Annotated in this window: 21 protein-coding genes and 3 tRNA genes; 16 read left to right on the forward strand and 8 right to left on the reverse strand. The window is 41.3% G+C overall.

From position 1 onward, the window contains the following. Positions 1-50: 50 nt before the first annotated feature. From VAHSUH02_RS01690 to ispE, 4 genes are all read right to left on the reverse strand, one after another. The gene (locus tag VAHSUH02_RS01690) at positions 51-1,307 is read right to left on the reverse strand and encodes a Glu/Leu/Phe/Val family dehydrogenase (protein ID WP_005383980.1); all 1,257 of its coding nucleotides are present in this window, start codon (positions 1,305-1,307) and stop codon (positions 51-53) included. A gap of 199 nt (positions 1,308-1,506) precedes the next feature. Then, positions 1,507-2,967, reverse strand: coding sequence for an alanine/glycine:cation symporter family protein (locus VAHSUH02_RS01695; RefSeq protein ID WP_005383979.1), 1,461 nt, complete (start codon positions 2,965-2,967; stop codon positions 1,507-1,509). A 155-nt stretch (positions 2,968-3,122) separates the two neighbouring features. After that, on the reverse strand, positions 3,123-3,821 hold the full coding sequence (locus tag VAHSUH02_RS01700) for a GntR family transcriptional regulator (RefSeq protein ID WP_005383974.1): 699 nt from the start codon (positions 3,819-3,821) through the stop codon (positions 3,123-3,125). Next, positions 3,818-4,714 (reverse strand): 4-(cytidine 5'-diphospho)-2-C-methyl-D-erythritol kinase, encoded by an 897-nt coding sequence (gene ispE, locus VAHSUH02_RS01705; RefSeq protein ID WP_005383973.1) that lies wholly within the window; start codon positions 4,712-4,714, stop codon positions 3,818-3,820. The genes VAHSUH02_RS01700 and ispE overlap by 4 nt, the downstream gene beginning before the upstream one ends. 195 nt (positions 4,715-4,909) lie before the next feature. On the opposite strand from ispE, the gene VAHSUH02_RS01710 reads away from it, so the two are divergent. The 16 genes from VAHSUH02_RS01710 (at position 4,910) to atpC (ending at position 18,716) form a co-directional block, all read left to right on the forward strand. Continuing rightward, positions 4,910-5,830, forward strand: a complete 921-nt coding sequence (locus VAHSUH02_RS01710; RefSeq protein ID WP_038148939.1) for a YitT family protein — start codon at positions 4,910-4,912, stop codon at positions 5,828-5,830. A 15-nt stretch (positions 5,831-5,845) separates the two neighbouring features. Next, positions 5,846-7,492, forward strand: coding sequence for a phosphoglucomutase (locus tag VAHSUH02_RS01715; RefSeq protein ID WP_005383970.1), 1,647 nt, complete (start codon positions 5,846-5,848; stop codon positions 7,490-7,492). Positions 7,493-7,613: 121 nt separating this feature from the next. Next, on the forward strand, positions 7,614-7,889 hold the full coding sequence (locus VAHSUH02_RS01720; RefSeq protein WP_005377141.1) for an ACT domain-containing protein: 276 nt from the start codon (positions 7,614-7,616) through the stop codon (positions 7,887-7,889). A gap of 10 nt (positions 7,890-7,899) precedes the next feature. After that, positions 7,900-9,258 (forward strand): PFL family protein, encoded by a 1,359-nt coding sequence (locus VAHSUH02_RS01725; RefSeq protein ID WP_005383969.1) that lies wholly within the window; start codon positions 7,900-7,902, stop codon positions 9,256-9,258. A 46-nt stretch (positions 9,259-9,304) separates the two neighbouring features. Next, the gene (locus VAHSUH02_RS01730) at positions 9,305-10,459 is read left to right on the forward strand and encodes a glycosyltransferase family 4 protein (RefSeq protein ID WP_005377132.1); all 1,155 of its coding nucleotides are present in this window, start codon (positions 9,305-9,307) and stop codon (positions 10,457-10,459) included. A gap of 56 nt (positions 10,460-10,515) precedes the next feature. Beyond that, positions 10,516-11,658, forward strand: coding sequence for a non-hydrolyzing UDP-N-acetylglucosamine 2-epimerase (gene wecB, locus VAHSUH02_RS01735; protein WP_005383967.1), 1,143 nt, complete (start codon positions 10,516-10,518; stop codon positions 11,656-11,658). Between the two features lies 1 nt (position 11,659). Next, positions 11,660-11,854: an AtpZ/AtpI family protein gene (locus VAHSUH02_RS01740; RefSeq protein ID WP_005377088.1), complete on the forward strand. Its 195-nt coding sequence runs from the start codon at positions 11,660-11,662 to the stop codon at positions 11,852-11,854. Positions 11,855-11,864: 10 nt separating this feature from the next. After that, positions 11,865-12,227 carry a hypothetical protein gene (locus VAHSUH02_RS01745; protein ID WP_005383965.1) on the forward strand — a complete coding sequence of 121 codons (363 nt, stop codon included), beginning with the start codon at positions 11,865-11,867 and terminating at the stop codon, positions 12,225-12,227. 228 nt (positions 12,228-12,455) lie between these two features. Continuing rightward, positions 12,456-13,130 (forward strand): F0F1 ATP synthase subunit A, encoded by a 675-nt coding sequence (gene atpB / locus VAHSUH02_RS01750; RefSeq protein ID WP_005377061.1) that lies wholly within the window; start codon positions 12,456-12,458, stop codon positions 13,128-13,130. A 19-nt stretch (positions 13,131-13,149) separates the two neighbouring features. Continuing rightward, positions 13,150-13,377 carry a F0F1 ATP synthase subunit C gene (gene atpE, locus VAHSUH02_RS01755; protein ID WP_005377043.1) on the forward strand — a complete coding sequence of 76 codons (228 nt, stop codon included), beginning with the start codon at positions 13,150-13,152 and terminating at the stop codon, positions 13,375-13,377. An 18-nt stretch (positions 13,378-13,395) separates the two neighbouring features. Next, complete coding sequence (gene atpF, locus VAHSUH02_RS01760) at positions 13,396-13,893, forward strand: F0F1 ATP synthase subunit B (protein WP_005381595.1); 498 nt, start codon at positions 13,396-13,398, stop codon at positions 13,891-13,893. Positions 13,894-13,897: 4 nt separating this feature from the next. Beyond that, positions 13,898-14,455, forward strand: coding sequence for an ATP synthase F1 subunit delta (gene atpH / locus VAHSUH02_RS01765; RefSeq protein ID WP_005377000.1), 558 nt, complete (start codon positions 13,898-13,900; stop codon positions 14,453-14,455). A 10-nt stretch (positions 14,456-14,465) separates the two neighbouring features. After that, complete coding sequence (gene atpA / locus VAHSUH02_RS01770; protein WP_005377173.1) at positions 14,466-16,004, forward strand: F0F1 ATP synthase subunit alpha; 1,539 nt, start codon at positions 14,466-14,468, stop codon at positions 16,002-16,004. Positions 16,005-16,007: 3 nt separating this feature from the next. After that, entirely contained in the window at positions 16,008-16,862 is an 855-nt protein-coding gene (atpG, locus tag VAHSUH02_RS01775; protein WP_005383954.1) for an ATP synthase F1 subunit gamma, read from the forward strand. Between the two features lie 18 nt (positions 16,863-16,880). Beyond that, on the forward strand, positions 16,881-18,305 hold the full coding sequence (gene atpD / locus VAHSUH02_RS01780; RefSeq protein WP_005383952.1) for a F0F1 ATP synthase subunit beta: 1,425 nt from the start codon (positions 16,881-16,883) through the stop codon (positions 18,303-18,305). Positions 18,306-18,308: 3 nt separating this feature from the next. After that, positions 18,309-18,716 carry an ATP synthase F1 subunit epsilon gene (gene atpC, locus VAHSUH02_RS01785; protein WP_005377150.1) on the forward strand — a complete coding sequence of 136 codons (408 nt, stop codon included), beginning with the start codon at positions 18,309-18,311 and terminating at the stop codon, positions 18,714-18,716. Positions 18,717-18,841: 125 nt separating this feature from the next. On the opposite strand, the gene VAHSUH02_RS01790 is transcribed toward atpC, so the two are convergent. The 4 genes from VAHSUH02_RS01790 to VAHSUH02_RS01805 all read right to left on the reverse strand — a co-directional run bounded on the left by VAHSUH02_RS01790 (position 18,842) and on the right by VAHSUH02_RS01805 (position 20,025). Further along, positions 18,842-19,693: a hypothetical protein gene (locus VAHSUH02_RS01790; RefSeq protein ID WP_005377182.1), complete on the reverse strand. Its 852-nt coding sequence runs from the start codon at positions 19,691-19,693 to the stop codon at positions 18,842-18,844. A gap of 97 nt (positions 19,694-19,790) precedes the next feature. Further along, positions 19,791-19,866: transfer RNA gene (locus tag VAHSUH02_RS01795), tRNA-Val, on the reverse strand. A gap of 3 nt (positions 19,867-19,869) precedes the next feature. Continuing rightward, positions 19,870-19,944: transfer RNA gene (locus VAHSUH02_RS01800), tRNA-Glu, on the reverse strand. Positions 19,945-19,949: 5 nt separating this feature from the next. Next, a tRNA-Asn gene (locus VAHSUH02_RS01805) sits at positions 19,950-20,025 on the reverse strand. Between the last annotated feature and the right edge of the window lie 247 nt (positions 20,026-20,272).

The following is a 20,272-nucleotide window of genomic DNA, read 5'->3' on the forward strand; positions in this document are numbered from 1 at the left end:
CACAATGGAAAGCCAGTCCTTTTGCTATATGAAATTGTTGGAGAATAACCTTAGCAATTGTAGCCACGAAGTGTCGCTTCGATGACAAGTCGTTCGAGAGCTATCATGTATGCAGCTAGGCGAGGTGCCACATTGTATTTTTGTTGCATTTGCCATACTGCTTCAAAGCTGTTTTGCATATTTCTAGTTAGACGTTCATTTACCTCTTCGAGGGACCAGTAGAAGCCTGCTTTGTTTTGTACCCATTCATAGTAGGATACAACTACACCACCACCATTAGCAAGTACGTCAGGAATGATATCGATACCTTTTTCAAAGAAGTATTTGTCCGCATCATTGGTGGTTGGTCCATTAGCACCTTCTAAGATAATCTTAGCGCGTACATGTTCCATATTGTCCTTGTTAAGTTGATTTTCAAGGGCTGCTAGATAGAGAATATCTACGTCTTGTGCTAATAATTCTTGTCCCGTAATCGTAGTCATACCTGGTTCGGAGTAACCAACTAAGGAACGACCATGAGAATTAGCGTATTCATAAGCTTTTTCAACATCGAGTCCATTTGGATTGTATAGATTAACAGCTACATCGCCGATAGCTACGACCTTAGCACCTGCTTCTGCAATAAGGCGAGCACCTACGGAGCCGACATTACCAAAACCTTGCACAGCAACAGTCATATTTTTAATGTCTAAGCCTTTTTTAGCTAAATAGCATTGCAATGCGATAAGGCAACCGCGACCTGTGGCTTCATTACGGCCTAGGGAACCGCCTACTTCGATAGGTTTGCCCGTAACGATGCCTGGGCTCCATTCGCCTTTTAATGTGCTATATTCGTCAACAATCCAGCTCATAATTTGGGCATTCGTATTTACATCTGGCGCAGGAACGTCGGTGTTAACACCGATAATAGGTGCAATGCGACGTACAAAGTTACGCGTTAACCGTTCTAATTCACGAGGGTTCAATGTTTTAGGGTCAACCTTGATACCGCCTTTACCACCACCATAAGGGATGTTAGCGATAGCATTTTTTATAGTCATCCAAGCTGCTAATGCACGCACTTCGTTTTCATCGGAATCTGGATGGAAACGGAGACCGCCCTTGGCACTGCCTCGCAATGTGGAGTGTTGGCAACGATAGCCTTCATATACGCGAACTTCACCATTATCTAATTGTAGTGGAACGGATACCTTTAGTTCCCGCTCTGGATGGCGTAGTACTTCATAATCATTTCTAGTATAGCCCAGTTTTTCGGCCGCTACATCGAGTGTGTTTAACATGTTTTCATAAGGATTATAGTTTTGCATATACAAGTCCTCCTGATAATTCAGAATCAATGGATCGTTTAAATGTCTTGCTATTTATTGTATTCGACATGGACGAATGAATACCCTACATACAATGTTAACTATATTCTATAGTTGGATATGATTGTAAATAGTTAGAGCTTTCACAAAAAATAGGGTCCTTATTCCAAAGAATAAAGACCCTAAGAATCGGTATATATTATTTTTCGATTGTATCTTCTACAGGTGTAGCAGGTACAGAGGAATCTGTAGTTTGACCTTCACCCCACCATACAACACCGAATGTATGATTAAGAACGGAACGGTTAAATACAGGCGTATCGATACCGGCTTTACGCTGTTTGATGTAATCATCAAGCGCAAGACCTGCGGTGCGTCCCATGCGAACGATGGAGCTAATGTTTGTTAACACTAAGAACGCCATGAATAAGTCGGCTAAGTTCCACACGAGATCAAGAGATGCGATAGAGCCGATGAATGTCATTAGGACTACGCCGATACGGAATAAATGGAGACAATATTTTTTGTCTGTTAAGTGGCTGATGTTGATTTCACCATAATAGTAGTTACCGATAAGGGAACTAAAGGAGAACATTACGATGAATACAGCAACAGCAGTAGGTGCCCAGGAACCGAGCTCTTGAGCTAGGTTATGTTGCACAAGTGCTACACCAGTAAGACCTGTTGTGCTATAGTCGCCAACCATGAGAACGATAAACGCGGATGCTGTACAGATAATAAATGTATCAAGGAATACACCGAATGCTTGAACAAGACCTTGTTCTACAGGGTGATTAACAGCGGCTGTTGCAGCTGCGTTTGGTACAGAACCTTCACCGGCTTCGTTGGAGAATAGACCACGTTTAATACCGTTCATTACAGTAGCACCTAATAGACCACCACCGGCTGCAGATGGTTCAAATGCAGATGTAACGATTGTATAGATTACATGAGGGAATTGGCTGATATTGGAGATGACTACGAATAAGGCAGTCGCAATGTAAAGAACAGCCATGATTGGAACGATGATTTCAGATGCTTTGGCAACGCGGCTGATACCACCAAAGATGATAAGACCAACAAGTACGGCTACAACAACACCAGTATAGGCTACATCAAAGTTGAAAATTTGAAGGGATGCAGCCAATGTGTTGGCTTGTACAGAATTGTAAATCCAACCATAGGTAATGCTGATTAAAATAGCGAATAAAACAGCTAGGAATTTGTTGTTAAGACCGTAGCGGATATAGTAGGCTGGACCGCCGTAGAAACCGCCTTTAGCAACAGGTTCCTTGTAAATTTGAGCGAGTGTACTTTCAATAAAGCCAGTAGCAGCACCGATAAGGGCGATAACCCACATCCAGAACACGGCGCCAGGACCGCCAAGTACAACGGCGATAGCGATACCAGCGATGTTACCAACACCTACGCGAGATGCGGTACTAACGCAGAATGCTTGGAATGAGGATACATGGTTCTTTTCTGTTTTAGAACCAGCGCCAGAAGCGACAAGGCGAACCATTTCCTTAAACATGCGGATTTGGACGGCACCAGTGGTCATCGTAAAGAATAGACCAGCACCGATGAGAATAAAGATGATCAAGTAGTTCCACAGGTACGTATTGACCGTGGAGACTGCATCATTGAGTAGGGCTTCCATAAAACTCACCTTTCTTTAATAACACTATAGAATTTGTATCTATTGTACCAAAAAATGCGATATTCTTCTATAGAATATAACAAACACGCATACATAAATACAATTTATATCTATGTATGCGTGTAACAGGTATCCAATTATGTGATTATTATATGTTATATATTCTCTGTACTAAAGGATTTGGCATCCTCCATACCTTGTAATAAGGTTTGTTCAGAATGTTCCATATGGACGCGTGCTAGTTTGCGCGCTTGTACCGCATTATGGGATGCGATGGCTTCGACCAAGAGTCGATGTTCCTCCCAAGTTTTCCGTAAACGACCTGGTTGGTTCATGGAAAAACTGCGGAAGCGGTATGTTTGTTCTCGCAAGTTGTGAACGATGTCTGCTAAACGTTCATTACGAGAAGCCTTGTAGAGAACTTCATGAAATGCTACGTCTGCAGCCACTACACTATCCATATCTTTATTTTCCATGTGGTCGCCGATTTCTACGAGCATGCGCTCTAGCGTTTCTATTTCATCGCTTGTAATGCGCTCTGCTGCAAGGCCAGCGGCCAATTCTTCAAGGGCGGAACGAATTTCGAATACTTGTGTAATATCCTTTAATGAAATATTCGCCACATAGGTACCACGGCGTGGAACCATAACGACAAATCCTTCAAGTTCGAGTTTGCGAATAGCTTCGCGGATAGGGGTTCTGCTCACACCGAGTTCTTCGGCGAGAGGAATTTCCATGAGGCGCTCGCCCGGTTTAAGGGTGCCGTCCTGAATGGCTGAGCGCAAAGTTTCACTCACTACTTCGCTTAATGGTTTATAGGCATCTAGACGTATAGGTTGTAATCGTTTTGTCATTCTACCTCCTCCTGTGTGCAGGTTTTTGTAATTAGTGAAAGCCAGTTATGACCAGTTTTTTTGATCTCTTCTTGTAAGGACAATGCTTGAGCCGGCTTTTCCAACAACACAACCATGGTAGGGCCGCTGCCGGTCATGATGGTTGGATAGTCACGGCTCGTAAAGAACTCTTTACACGTAATCAGTTCTTCGTGATCAGGGAATAATAATTCTTCAAATGTATTAGCACTATTTGTGAAAGCCCCATACATATCATTTTGTTCCAAATGGTGTAATACATTAGTAATTGTATCTGATGTGGCGTTGGACTGGCCGTTATAACGACCGTAGGCTACTGCAGTGGATACAGAAATTTCAGGTTTTACCAATAATAGCCAATGAGGTTCAGGGGATGGGTGATAGACGAGTTCTTCGCCGCGACCTGTACCACGAGCCGTGCCACCTTTTAATAAGAATGGTACATCGGAGCCGAGTTTAGCACCTAATGTCATCAACTCATCCATGGTGAGGCGCAAATCCCAAAACTTATTGAGGCCTAGTAGCATCGCTGCTGCATCTGCGCTGCCACCGCCAAGACCTGCCGCCGCGGGTACGCGTTTCATGAGGTGAATAGCGGCACCTGCCTTACATCCTGTATACTTTTGTACTTCGCGCAATGCTTTTAATGCTAAATTGCGTTCATCATAGGGGATGAGATCTTGAATGTATTGTGGTAACTCTGGTGCTACACCGGAGAATACAACGGAGTGATGTTTGGCAAAGTAGATGGAGTCCGCCAAACGAATAGACTGGAATATACTGTCGATATTGTGATATCCGTCATCGCGTTTACCAGTAATAGCAAGGCCAATATTGATTTTACTATGACCTAATTGTTCGATACTTTTTGACATAAAATCCTCGATGCGACATATGATTTGTACAAATTTCTATACCATTCGTACATGAGATTAAAAATGATTGAAAATAAACATTAAGTAGTTTATGATGAAACTGTATATGTATGTAAATATATAGTGATAATGCTATATATTCAATTAATTAATTATAGAATATTTATAGTGAAATGGCAATTTAGGGAGGCCTATATGTGGTCTAAATATAAAGATGATGTATACCAATGTATAATCGTTGCCATTGGCTGTGCTATTTTTGGCGCTGGCCTTGATGCGTTTGTGTTACCGCACAAATTGGTGAGCACCGGAATTAGTGGTATTGGTCTTATACTCTATTACATCACAGGACTTTCCGTCGGTACATGGAATGTGATTTTAAATATTCCTATATTTTGGGCGGCTTGGCATTGGCTAGGCAAGCGCGTGGTTGTCAATACCTTGTACGGTACCGTCATGTTGTCCTGGATGGTAGATGCCTTTGATTTCTTACAATATAATATGGTCATTTCTGATCCATTGTTGAGTTCTATGATGGCTGGTCTTACAACGGGGATAGGCCTCGGTATGGTATATCGTGTTGGCGGTAATACGGGTGGACTTGATCCGATAGCATTGATTGTCCGAAAATACTATGGACTTCAAATGGGATCCATTAATAGTGTCATCAATGCTGCTATCTTAGCAGCTGCTGTATTTGTGGTTGGCTTAGAGGCTGTAGCGGTTACACTCGTATCGTTGTATGTATATACGATTATTACCAATAAGGTCGTCATTGGTTTTAATCAACGAAAGGTAGCTTTCATCATTACCTATCGAACCTATGAGGTCTGTGATGCGGTCATTAGTAAGGTCGGCCGTGGTGCGACGATTATCAATGGTATCGGTGCTTATACGAGAACGCCGAAACAGATTGTAATGGTAGCGGTTAATTTGCTGCAAGTCAATAAATTAAAAGAAGTTATAGAAGAAGTGGATAATGAGGCTTTCATTCTCATCACAGATGCACAAGAGGTTATCGGCAAAGGATTCACTACACCTGTTGTGCCGACGCCGATAGAAAATCTCGTCAAAGAATGTAAGGATAATGCTCATTATGTAGAACACAAAGATTAGAATAAGGAGGCTAGCATGGCTCATGCATTAGCAGGAAAACCTGTTCAAGAACAAGATATTATAGATGTACAGACCATTGTAGATGCGTACTTTGATAATGTTCCAGATATGACAAATCCTACACAATTGGTTTCATTCGGTACATCTGGCCATCGTGGTACCTCCGTAGATGGTACATTTACAGACCTTCATGTAGCGGCTATTACACAAGCCATTTGTGATGGTCGTAAACAATTTGGTGCTACTGGTCCTATATTCGTAGGCCAAGATACGCATGCATTATCTCAGCCCGCACTTGTGACCGTGCTTGAGGTATTAGCTGGTAATGGCGTTACAGCTATGGTAGATTGTGATATGGCTTTCGTTCCAACACCTTCTGTATCACGCGCTATTATTCGATACAATGAAGAACATGACGATAAGGCGGACGGTATCATTATTACACCGTCTCACAACCCGCCTGATAATGGGGGCATTAAATATAATACGATTATCGGTGGTCCTGCTGATACGGTGGTGACAAAATGGATTGAGATGCGTGCCAACGAGTATTTGACTGCCTATTGTGAAAGCGAGGACTTTAAGCGCATTAGCATAGATAATATTGAACCTACTGCACAAGTGCCATATGACTATAAAGGCTTATATGTGGAAGAATTAGGCGATGTTATTAATATGGAGGCCATTAAAGCGGCCGGTCCAAAGGTATTGGTGGACACATTAGGTGGTAGCGGTGCCAGCTATTGGAATGCTATCAAGGAACGATATGGTCTTGATTTAACTATCATTCATGATGATTATGATCCGACCTTTAGTTTTATGACCTATGACCATGATGGCAAAGTTCGTATGGACTGTTCTTCCACTTATGTGATGGCTTCGGTTATTAATCGAATCGGGGATTTTGATTTAGCAGTTGGTAATGATCCTGATTATGATCGCTATGGCATTGTCGTGTCCAGTGGGCTTATATCGGCTAATACATTTTTAACATTAGCAGCTCGCTATTTATTTACCACGCGCGGATGGAAAAATAAGGGTGTTGGTAAGACTGTTGTATGCACTACGATGATTGATAAATGGGCTGCTGATGCTGAAACTCCTGTGTATGAGGTACCTGTGGGCTTTAAATATTTTTCACAGCTTTTATTTGATGGAGCCATTGGCATAGGTGGTGAAGAAAGTGCGGGCGCTTCCTTCTTGAAAAAGGATGGCACTGTTTGGACTACCGATAAAGATGGTATGATTATGGCTTTGTTAAGTATGGAAATCATGGCCGTTATGGGAAAATCTGCACTAAAAATGGCTGACGAATTTGTTGAGGAGTTTGGAAATCCAAGTTTTGGCCGTATTGATGCACCATGCAAAAAAGAGCAAAAACAAATCCTAAAACAAATGAGTGCTGAATTAATTACTGCCACTACTGTTGATGGTGATCCCATCACGAATATTCGTACCACATCATTGTATAATGATATGCCAATCGATGGTGTACGCGTAGAAACTGATAAAGGGTGGTTCGTAGCTAGACCATCTGGTACAGAAGATTTATACAAAATTTATGGTGAAAGTTACAAAGGCGATTTAGGTCTTGTGGCACTACTCACTGCAGGTGAGGAAATTGTCAATGCTGCATTAAATGGCACCATAGAGACCGAATGAGCATTCTCATAAAGTTTTCACGCTCTTAATATGATATATGTGATATAATATATTAATATAGTTTATAGAATGAATGAATTTTCATGTACATAGTTTGTAGTGAGTCAGAAAAGGTGATTGTATGAAATTAGTAGTTACCGTAGTTGGTGTCGACCGTGTAGGTATCATTGCTGGTGTCAGCAGTATTTTGGCAGACCATAAAGTAAATATCTTATCTATTAATCAGACGATTCTAGATGGTTTGTTTAATATGATTATGATGTGTGAAACCGAAACTAACGACGTAAAAGATTTAACATCTATTCAAGATGCTTTATCCGAACTAGGTAATACATTAGGCGTAGAAATTCGTGCGCAACATGCTGATATTTTCCTTAGCATGCACCGCGTAGGATAAGGAGGCGCACATGTTATCTATTGACAATATTCTTGAAACGAATCAGATGATTCATGATAACAAGCTCGATGTGCGTACCATTACAATGGGCATTAGCTTGTTAGAATGTGCATCTAGCTCTGGTAAAGAGCTCTGCAATCGCATTTATGACCGTATTACTAAAGAAGCTGAACATTTGGTTAAAACCGGTGAGGACATTGAGCGTGAATTTGGTGTGCCTATCATCAATAAACGTATTTCTGTAACACCGATTTCCTTAGTGGCAGCTGGCAGTGATTTAACATCTTATGTACCAATTGCAGAAGCGCTTGACCGCGCAGCCAAAACTGTGGGTGTTAATTTTATCGGTGGTTTTTCTGCACTCGTTACGAAAGGTGAGACTAAAGCTGACCGTATTCTTATCGATTCTATTCCTGAAGCGTTAGCCACAACAGACATCGTTTGTAGTTCTGTTGGTGTTGGTTCCACTAAAACAGGTATCAACATGGATGCAGTTCGTGATATGGGCATTATCGTTAAAAAGACGGCTGACCTTACTAAAGATAATGATGCACTTGGTTGTGCTAAGCTCGTTATTTTCTGTAATCCTGTAGAAGATAATCCATTTATGGCAGGTGCTTTCTTCGGTGTAACCGAAGGTGATAGCGCTATTTCCGTAGGTGTATCTGGCCCAGGTGTTGTAAAACATGCTCTTGAAGCAGTGCGTGGTGAACCATTTGACGTTGTGGCCGAAACTATTAAACGTACGGCGTTCAAAATTACACGTGTTGGTCAATTGGTAGCACAAGAGGCATCTCGTCGCCTTGGTAAACCATTTGGTATCATCGACTTGTCCTTGGCACCAACGCCTGCAGTAGGTGACTCCGTAGCTCATGTACTTGAAGAAATGGGCTTATCTGCCTGTGGTTGTCATGGCACTACAGCAGCATTAGCATTGTTAAACGATGCGGTGAAAAAAGGTGGCCTTATGGCATCCTCTCACGTAGGCGGTTTAAGTGGTGCTTTCATTCCGGTTTCTGAAGATGCAGGTATGATTGATGCTGTATCTTGCGGTAGTCTATCCCTTGATAAATTAGAAGCTATGACTTGTGTATGTTCCGTAGGTCTCGATATGATTGCTATTCCTGGCGACACAACAGCAGATACAATTTCTGCTATCATCGCCGACGAATCTGCTATCGGCATGATTAATAATAAAACAACAGCAGTCCGCGTTATCCCAGTTCCTGGTAAAACAGTTGGTGAAGTTGTTGAATTTGGCGGCCTTCTTGGCTATGCTCCAATTATTGAAGTAAGTCCATACAGCGCAGCTGAGTTTATTGCTCGTGGCGGTCGTATTCCAGCACCTATTCGCAGCTTAACAAACTAAGTTGAAACCTCGAATCTGTTGAATTCGAGTTGTTGGAGGTGTACTTATGAGTGAGTATGTGCCTGATTATGTGTGGGCCTTTGTGTTGGCTCTCGTCATAACCTTTGCACTAACCCCCTTGGTAAAACGGTTCGCCGTTGCCGTAGGGGCCATTGATAAACCTGATGCTCGTAAAGTGCATCATGGTGCTATTCCCCGTCTTGGTGGATTGGCTATTTTCCTTGGTTATATAGGATCTGTGTTATTTAACAACAGTATTCCTCATGACCATAAATTATTCGGCTTCGTATTGGGTACTGTTATTCTAGTCCTTGTTGGTATTTGGGACGATATTCGACAAATCGAGCCGAAGACGAAATTGATGGGGCAAATTATTGCTGCCGCCATTCTTGTGGCCTATGATATTCGCGTAGACTTTATCAACCTCCCTTGGGGTGGTGTAGTTTATTTAAAGTATTGGGCCATTCCGTTGACCATATTCTGGATTGTAGGATTTACCAATATTGTCAATCTAATCGATGGGCTTGATGGCTTGGCAGCAGGGATTTCCTTTATCGCTTGTATTGCCGTATGTGCGATGACATTACAATTAGGTCAAATTGATTTAGCTTGTATCGCATTGGCTCTTGCAGGTGCGACGGTAGGTTTCTTGCGGTACAATTTTAATCCCGCCAAGATATTTATGGGGGATACCGGTTCGATGCTCCTCGGCTATACCTTAGCAGCTATATCTGTTATGGGGGCCGTGAAAACGGCAGCTACCATTGCTTTAGTTGTTCCAGCTATCGTTCTTGGTTTACCTATATTAGATACATTGTTTGCTATCGTACGTCGTAAGATTAGTGGACGACCTATCTTTAAACCAGATAAAGGTCATGTACACCATCGTTTATTGGCACAAGGCTTATCTCAAAAACAAGCAGTATTGATGATGTATGCTGTTACCGCTCTCTTTGGTGGTGTTTCTGTTATCGTTGCAGAGGTTAATGCTTGGATTGGTTGCGTACTAGTCTTAGCTATTTTCCTATGTAGTATCTATGTGGCTCGTCGCTTGGGTGTTATTACACATAGTGATGCGGCGGGACATCCCTTACCTCGCCCTACAATTGAACGTAGCAATTTAGATGAAACTATTTCGTTTGATCGCAAAGAATTGGCAAAAGCATTAGAGCATGCAGATGATGACTCTAAAAAAGAGTAACCAATGTAGGGGCGCAATGCGCCCCTTTTTTATTAGACTCTGTGGAGGATGAGTAAATGTTGAAAGTAATGACTATCTTTGGTACAAGACCAGAGGCAATCAAAATGGCTCCGCTAGTAAAAGCCTTAGAAGCGGCACCAGATATGGAGCCAATTGTAACTGTAACAGCACAACATAGAGATATGCTCGACCAAGTGTTGCGCCTGTTTGACATTACGCCTGATTATGATTTGAATATCATGAGCCAAGGTCAAACGTTGTACGATGTGACAAATCGTGCATTGATGGGATTAAAATCCGTTTTAGAAGAAGCAAAACCTGATGTAGTACTCGTTCATGGTGATACGACAACAACCTTTGCAGGTGCGTTGGCATCCTTTTACCAAGAAATCCCAGTAGGTCATGTGGAGGCAGGCCTTCGTACAGGCGATATTTACTCTCCATTTCCAGAAGAGATGAACCGCAAATTAACAGGTTCCTTGGCAACATATCATTTTGCACCTACCGCTAGTTCTGAAGCGAATTTAAAACGAGAAAATATTAATACTGATCACCTTTATGTTACTGGTAATACTGTAATTGATGCACTAGATACTACGGTAAAAGATAATTATGTCTTTGATGATGCGGCTATTAATGCACTCGATCCAAATAAGCGTACAGTTCTTGTCACCACACATCGTCGTGAAAACCTTGGTGAACCTATGCGTCATGTGTATCAAGCTATTCGTGATTTATTGAATGATTTTGATGATATTCAAGTGGTATTCCCGGTGCATAAAAATCCAAAAGTTCGTCAAGTAGTTCGAGAGGAACTAGGGGATGTTGACCGTGTTACACTTATCGATCCTCTTGATTATGAGCCATTTGCAAACTTGATGGCTAAGTCTTACTTAATTCTTACAGATTCTGGTGGGATTCAAGAAGAGGCTCCTGCTCTTGGTAAACCAGTTCTCGTATTGCGCGATACTACTGAACGACCAGAGGCTGTAGATGCTGGTACAGTTCGCCTTGTAGGTACTGATAAAGAGGCGGTATATGAAGCTGCTTATGAGCTATTACACAGTGAAGCAGCCTATAAGACAATGTCAAATTCCGTTAACCCTTATGGTGATGGCAAAGCATCTGAACGTATTTTACAAGCGTTGCGTCACGAGTTCTTAGGCGATGCTAATCGACCAGAACGATTTGGTAAATAATATGGACAAGGATATGGTGAAAGCTCTGGCGATGGCTACATCGGCAGGGCTGACCCTTTTATTTTGTATCGGTGGATTTATCTGGATAGGATATAAACTGGATACATGGATGGATACCATGCCATTATGCATGGTTATTCTTGGATTAATCGGTGCCCTAACAGGCTTTTATATGTTATATAAACAGGTTAAATAGTGAGGTATTTATGAATCAATATATTAAATTCATACGTCATGTGCTATGGGCCTGTTTTTTTGTTACCTTTTTAGGCCTACTTGTCCAATATATTATGGGCTGGAATCAGTACGTGCTCGGTTGGTTATGGGGCATGTTGACTATGATGGTTTATTTAGTACTGTTAGGTCTACATAATAAAGGGCTAGCATATGGCAATCCACACCAGGCTGTAGCTAAAGCGCGACGTCAAATGATGTGGCGATTGGCTCTGATTGGCGCCTTCGTAGTCATAGGATTGCAAATACCTGGTGTACGAGCTGAAAGTTTATTGATTTCAGTTGTACTTATACAGCCTGTATTGTATATCGTGTTTTGGCGATTAAGTAAGTAATAAAATTTATTGCATTGGGCGATAGGACTAAATCGCATGAAATAAGGATTAATTACATTCCTATTATGAATTTTAAATGCATAAAATGCATTTTTAATATGTAAATCACGAATTGTTTACTCTGGAAGTGTTGATTATATACCTATAAAGAGGTATGATAATACATAGATATATATTATATGGATATATATAAAATTTATATTGCTACGTGAGAAAGGGGTTGAGTCTGTGGAACTGCATGCGGGTCACCATCAAGTAGTACAGTGGCTAGGTTTATCGTTTAACATCGATACCTTAATTGCTACGTGGATTACGATGGCGATCGTCATCATCATTTCCGTGCTTGCTACGCGAAATCGAGCATTAGTGCCTTCGGGTGTTCAAAATGTAGTGGAAACTATATTGGAAGCATTAGAAGGTCAATTATCGCCAACGCTTGGGAAACACTGGCCGATGGTGAGTTCATTGTTATTCACATTCTTCTTATTTATCTTTGTTGGTAATGAGCTTGGTTTATTGCCAACGCTACATGCTGTTACTTCGCCTACGGCGGATATTAATACAACAGCAGCACTCGCATTGTGCAGTAGCTTTATAGTTTGGGGAATGGGGATTAAAGTAAAAGGCTTATCTTATTTTAATCATTTCTTACAGCCTTATAAGGCTATGCTAGTTCTAAACATATTTGAAGAAATAGCAAAACCTATCACATTAGCTTTCCGTCTATTTGGTAATATTGTAGCTGGCGAAATTTTATTGGAAATCCTTTATAATTTGCCTTGGTTCGTACCTGTACCATGGGTTTGGATTGCTTTTAGTTTATTTATTGGTATTATTCAAGCTTTTATTTTTACAGTTCTAACAGCCAACTATTTAGGTATGGCATTAAGTGAAGAACACTAATTTTAATGGAGGATTTATTATGGAAGTTCAAGGTTTATTCGCATTAGCTGCGGCAATCGCAGTAGGTTGTGGTGCTATCGCGGCAGGTATTGGTGACGGCATGGTAGCTAGTAAAGTTATTGAAGGTATTACACGTCAACCTGAATTGCGCGGTCAATTAATGTCCACAATGTTCGTAGCTATCGGCTTAATCGAAGCTATGCCTATCATCGGCGTAGTAGTTGCTTTCATTTTATTGTTCAGATAATAGCGAGGAGGAACGACCTTGGTAGATTTAACACTAGGGACAATTCTTGCTCAAATGCTAAACTTTTTTATATTAGTTTGGATTTTGGCCCGTTTTGCATATAAACCATTGGTTTCTATGATGCAAGAGCGTAAAGAACGCATTGCTAAGGACTTAGCAGATGCTCAAGCTGCTCGTAATGAAGCGGAACAATTCAAAGCTGATTATGCTGCGCAAATAGCGAATGCACGTCAAGAGGCTCAACAAATCGTTGAAAAGGCAGTGCAACAAGCAGAAGCGACTACGCGTGAACAATTGGCAGCAGCTCGTGAACAAATTGAACGTGAAAAAGAACGAGCTCGTCAAGATATCGTAAACGAACGTGATCGTGCTATGAATAATTTGCGTAACGAAGTTATTTCCTTATCTGTTGCAATGGCGACTAAGGTTGTGGCAAAAGATATGGACAGCGAAACTAATACAAAATTAATTGAAGACGCTATTGCGAAACTTGATAGTAAAACGATAGGGTTGTGATATTATGAGCACAGAAATTGTAGCAGATAAATACAGTTCAGCTATGTTAGAGCTAGCTCAAGAACAAGGTAATTTAGTAACTACAGAAGAAAATCTTTTATATGTGGCCTCTGTTCTTAATGAACAACCAGAATTGGTAGGGTTTATTAATAATCCTATTGTGGAAGCAGATGCAAAGATTTCTCTACTTGGAAAGGTCTTTGGCACTGCTGTAGAAAAGACAGTACTTCATTTCATGTATGTCATGGTTAAACGTGGCAGATATCGTTATTTGCAAGATACAATTAGAGCTTTCATAAAAAAATCTCGCGAAGCACGAGGTATTTTAGAAGCAATTGTAACTGTAGCAGAACCATTAACTGATACATTGCGTGATGATGTACAAGCTAAATTACAAGCGATGACCGGCAAGGATGTCATTGTATCGGTGCGTCAAGACCCTAGAATCATGGGTGGTATTATCATTCAAATCGGTGATAAACGCATTGATGGATCGATTGCACGTCGCTTAGACGAATTGAAAAAAACGTTAGTACGAACTGACTCTATTAGATTGGGGTGAATGGGTATATATGAAAATGAAGCCTGAAGAAATCACTGCTATAATCAAACAGCAGATTCAGGACTATGATGTTGACCTTAATGTCGATGACGTGGGTACTGTCCTCGACGTAGGGGATGGCATCGCCCATATTTATGGTCTTGAAAGAGCCATGGCCGGTGAATTGTTAGAATTACCACACGGCGTATATGGCCTGGTTTTGAACTTAGAATTAGACAATGTTGGTGCCGTACTACTTGGTGACGACTTCTTGATTAAAGAAGGCGATGAAGTACGCCGTACCGGCAAAATCATGGACGTACCAGTAGGGGATGCCCTTATTGGTCGCGTAGTTAATCCGTTGGGGCAACCTATCGATGGCAAGGGTGCTATTCAAGCGACAGAACGTCGTCCTGTAGAACATCCAGCACCTGGTATTGCGGATCGTCAATCTGTAAACGAACCTTTGCAAACAGGTTTGAAAGCTATCGATGCGATGGTACCAATTGGTCGTGGTCAACGTGAGCTTATCATTGGTGACCGTGGTACAGGTAAAACTGCAATTGCTCTTGATACAATCATCAACCAAAAGGGGAAAGATGTAATTTGTATCTATGTAGCGATTGGTCAAAAAGAATCTACCGTAGCTCGTGTAGTACAAAAATTAGAAGAAACAGGCGCATTGGATTACACAATCGTCGTTTCTGCGAGTGCTTCCACAGGCGCTCCACTTCAATACATTGCTCCATATGCAGGTGTTGCAATGGGCGAATACTTTATGTACAAAGGAAAACATGTACTCTGCGTATATGATGATTTAACAAAACAAGCGGCTGCATATCGCGCTATGTCTCTATTATTACGTCGTCCACCAGGGCGTGAAGCGTATCCAGGGGACGTATTCTACTTACATAGCCGTCTATTGGAACGTGCTGCTAAACTTTCACCAGAACTTGGTGGCGGTTCTATTACAGCGTTGCCAATCATTGAAACGCAAGCTGGTGACGTATCTGCTTATATCCCAACAAACGTAATTTCCATTACTGATGGTCAAATTTTCTTGGGCACAGATATGTTCTACTCCGGTATTCGTCCTGCTGTTGACGTAGGTTTGTCCGTATCTCGTGTAGGTGGTAGTGCGCAAACTAAAGCGATGAAACAAGTAGCTGGTCAATTGCGTTTGGACCTTGCACAATATCGTGAATTAGCAGCATTTGCTCAGTTCGGTTCTGATCTTGATGCAGCCACAAAAGCACAATTAGACCGTGGTGAACGATTGACTGAAATGTTGAAACAAGGTCAATATGAGCCAATGAGTGTAGCTGAAATGGTTATTAACCTATATGCTGGTACTAAGGGATACTTAGCTAGCATTCAAGTAGCTGATGTATTGGCATTTGAAGCGGAATTATTACGTTTTATTCGTGCAAATTATCCTGAAATTATCAGCAATATTGAAAGCACAAATAAACTTGATGAAGCAACAGAAAACTTGTTAAAACAAGCTATTCCAGAATGTGTAGAAGCCTTTGGTGCTACACATACATTAGTTTCCCGTAAGGAGGCGTAATGTATGGCTAGTGCACAAGATTTGCGAAAGCGTATAAAGAGTGTTACTAATACGCAACAAATAACAAAAGCGATGAAGATGGTAGCTTCTGCTCGTCTTCGTAGGGCTCAAGCAAAAGCTGATGCAACGCGGCCATACGCAGAAAAAATAGGGCAAATCTTGCGTCATATCTCCACTAGTGATTTACGAGATTATGTGAGTCCTCTACTTGAAAGTAGACCTGTAAAACGGACTTGTTATATCGTTATCGGTGCTGACAAGGGCCTTGCAGGCGCCTATTCGTCTAACGTATTAAAATTGGCAATAGAACAAATCGGTCAAAAAACACCTGATGAATATTGCCTCATTACAGCTGGGCGAAAACCAAAGGATAGTTTAAAATCTCGTCACTATCATATTGATCAATCGTACAGTGGTTTTTCCGATAAACCGAGTTACGAACATGCGCGACATATTATGGATCATGCACTTTCATTATATGAACGTCATGAAGTTGACGAAGTTATCATGATTTATACGCGCTTTGTAAATTCTATGACGCAAATTGCACAGGCAGAGTGCATTCTACCGTTAGAGCAACCAGATGATGAAGTAAAGGGCGAAGAGTATGAATTTATGCCGGACCCTGCAGCAGTTCTGGATGCATTATTACCAAAATATTTAGAAATTACCGTATATAATGGATTATTACAAGCGGCGGCAAGTGAATTAGGTGCTCGTATGACAGCTATGACATCTGCTACTGATAATGCTGGGGATCTCATCAGTTCCTTAGGGCTTGAATATAATAAATTACGTCAATCCAGTATTACGAATGAAATTTCTGAAATTGTTGGCGGTGCCAATGCCTTGCAATAGATAAGGAGAGACCTCTTAATGAGTAATAATATTGGGAAAGTGGTGCAGGTCATCGGCCCAGTTGTAGACGTGCGTTTTGAAGCTGGTCATTTACCAGCTATCTATAACGCCATTCACATCTACCATGACCATAAAGCGCACGATAGACAAAAAATTGTAGTAGAAGTTATGCAACACTTAGGGGACGATATGGTTCGTTGCGTTGCTATGAGTTCTACTGATGGTATGACCCGTAGTATGGAAGCAGAAGACACTGGTGCTGCAATCTCCGTACCGGTTGGTGAAGGCGTATTGGGTCGTATCTTTAATGTGTTGGGTGAAACCGTAGACCATGATTCAGCTCCTGTAGTAGCAGATGAAATGTGGCCTATCCATCGTCCAGCACCTAAATTTGATGACCTTTCACCAGATACACAAATTCTTGAAACGGGTATCAAAGTCGTAGACTTGATCGCACCATACGTAAAAGGTGGTAAAATCGGTTTGTTCGGCGGTGCCGGCGTAGGGAAAACTGTATTGATTATGGAATTGATTCACAATGTTGCCACAGAACATGGTGGCTATTCCGTATTCTCTGGCGTAGGTGAACGTACTCGTGAAGGTAATGACCTTTGGAACGAAATGAAGGAATCCGGCGTTATTAATAAAACAGCCTTGGTATATGGACAAATGAATGAGCCACCAGGGGCTCGTATGCGCGTTGGTTTGACAGGTCTTACAATGGCTGAATATTTCCGTGATGTGAAGAAACAAGACGTGCTCTTGTTTATCGATAACATCTTCCGTTTTATTCAAGCTGGTTCCGAAGTATCTGCTCTTTTAGGTCGTATGCCATCTGCTGTAGGTTATCAACCTACATTGGCAAATGACGTAGGTGCTTTACAAGAACGTATTACATCTACAAAAGAAGGTTCCATTACGTCTGTACAAGCCGTATACGTACCTGCCGATGACTTGACTGACCCTGCACCAGCAGCTACATTTGCTCACTTGGATGCAACAACAGTATTGTCTCGTTCCATCGCGGAACTTGGTATTTATCCTGCCGTAGATCCACTTGATTCTACAAGCCGTATTTTGGACCCTCATGTACTTGGGGATGAACATTATAACGTGGCTCGTGGCGTTCAAGAAGTGTTGCAAAAATATCGCGACTTACAAGATATCATCGCAATTCTAGGTATGGAAGAATTATCTGATGAAGATAAGTTAACTGTATCTCGAGCTCGTAAAATCCAACGTTTCTTGAGTCAACCATTCTTCGTAGCAGAAGTATTTACCGGTTCTCCTGGTAAATATGTACCATTGCAAGAAACATTGCGTGGCTTTAAAGAAATCCTTGATGGTAAACATGATGATTTACCAGAAGGCGCATTCTATATGGTTGGTACCATTGATGAAGCCGTTGCAAAAGCAAAGGAAATGCAAGAGAAGGGGGAATAATCCATGGCGGAACCTATGACCCTAACGATAATAACACCTGATGCGATTGTATATGATGGTAAGGCTGACTTTTTCGTAGGGCATGCTATCGATGGCGAATTTGGTGTATTGCCTAATCATGCACCTATGATTATTGCCCTCGATATAGCCCCTTTACGTGTCGATAATCCTGATGGACAACAGCATACATTTGCTGTTTTCGGGGGCTTTGTTGAAATTGAACACAACAAGGTGAGCATTGTAACACCTAATTGTGAAAGCCCAGAAACCATCGATATCGATCGCGCGAAACGAGCAAAAGAACGCGCTGAAGGCCGTTTGTCTAATCCTACACCTGATATAGATGTAGAGCGTGCTGAACTCGCCTTAGCTCGGGCATTACTTCGTTTAAAGGTAACACAACGCATATAGTAGTTATACATTGATATAGCCTTGGTAAATAAGGAGTACTCTTGTAGTACTCCTTATTTGCTTGTATACGCAAAAAGGGTGTCACCCATGTGGGTGGCACCCTTTTGCTGTTGCATTGTTTTGAATTATAATACACTAACACCTTTTAGTGAGTAAGCTGTATTTTTTGGTTGTTCTACTTGAAATTCATAGTCTGGAACAACTGGCATTTCTGCATTAATACCAGGAGCTTGATAACGATCTCGATCTGTTGGAACACGTTTATATGGTAATTGTTCAAGTAAGTCTTTTATGACTTTATTCCATATGGATTTATGTGTTGGCATAGTCAAGGTATCATCGATTTGGTTAAAACCACTACGGATGGTGTGAACGATACCTTCATTAGTATCGTAGAAATAAATCATAGCAGATACTTTAGCTTGAATGTGAATGTCGTCGCTATCATCATGATAGTATTGGCTGAGATAGGACGTTGGTAATTGTACATATATGTCTTGCATTGGCACAGGCATAATGACAATTTCGGAATGTTGTGATGCTGCCACTTCGGCTAAATCAACGGCTGTGATTTGTGCTAATGGTGTGTTGGTGCTTACTACGGTTGTATCATAGTATGGATAGCGCAAGACATTTGCCACTGAATCGGATAAATATTTACCAAAGGCAGCCGTATTTTCATTGCGCAATGTTGTTGGTACTACAAGTGTTACCTTGCGAGATGGGAAATTGTCTAAATGGCCATCGTAGTTAGCCTTTCCCACTGTAGATGGTGTATTTGACGTGGTCGAAGTAATTTGAATCGGCGACGTTTTGATAGTGCCAGGATCAGGGATGATCTTTACTGGCGCAATAGGAATAGAACGGGCTTTTGTAGTTTGAGCATCTACATTTGCTGCATTAGCGATTGTAAAAGTTGAAACAAATGCTAAGGCGAGACAAAAACTGATACGCATGGTTGCTTCTCTAAAGTTCATATTCGACTCTCCTTGATATAAATATAATCAAAACTATATCTTACAGTATACCATAGTTGCAATAAAAAAGAAGCAAGCGTCAGCTTGCTTCTTACTGTGGTGGACGATGACAGGATCGAACTGCCGACATCCTGCTTGTAAGGCAGGCGCTCTCCCAGCTGAGCTAATCGTCCATGTGGTGACCCGTCCGGGAATCGAACCCGGGATACCGCCGTGAAAGGGCGGTGTCTTAACCGCTTGACCAACGGGCCAATATTGGCTCCCCGAGTAGGACTCGAACCTACGACCGATCGGTTAACAGCCGATTGCTCTACCAACTGAGCTATCGAGGAATAATATAGTGATTATTATAAAGGAACATATCGATAATAGCAAGGGGAAATGTTATAAAAAGTTAAAAATTTTTAGCATATGCTATAACTAAAACACATAATAGACAGAGCTTGAGGAATGATAAAATAATTTGATGAGATAGTCATAAAAAACGATAATTATATATATTGGTGAGAAATCCACTAATTAAGCGTGTTTTTGTGTATATGAACTCCTTGATGAATAGGGGAGTTAGTAAATTAATTG

This window comes from Veillonella atypica KON (genome assembly GCF_002959915.1).
Taxonomy (GTDB): Bacteria; Bacillota; Negativicutes; order Veillonellales; family Veillonellaceae; genus Veillonella; species Veillonella atypica.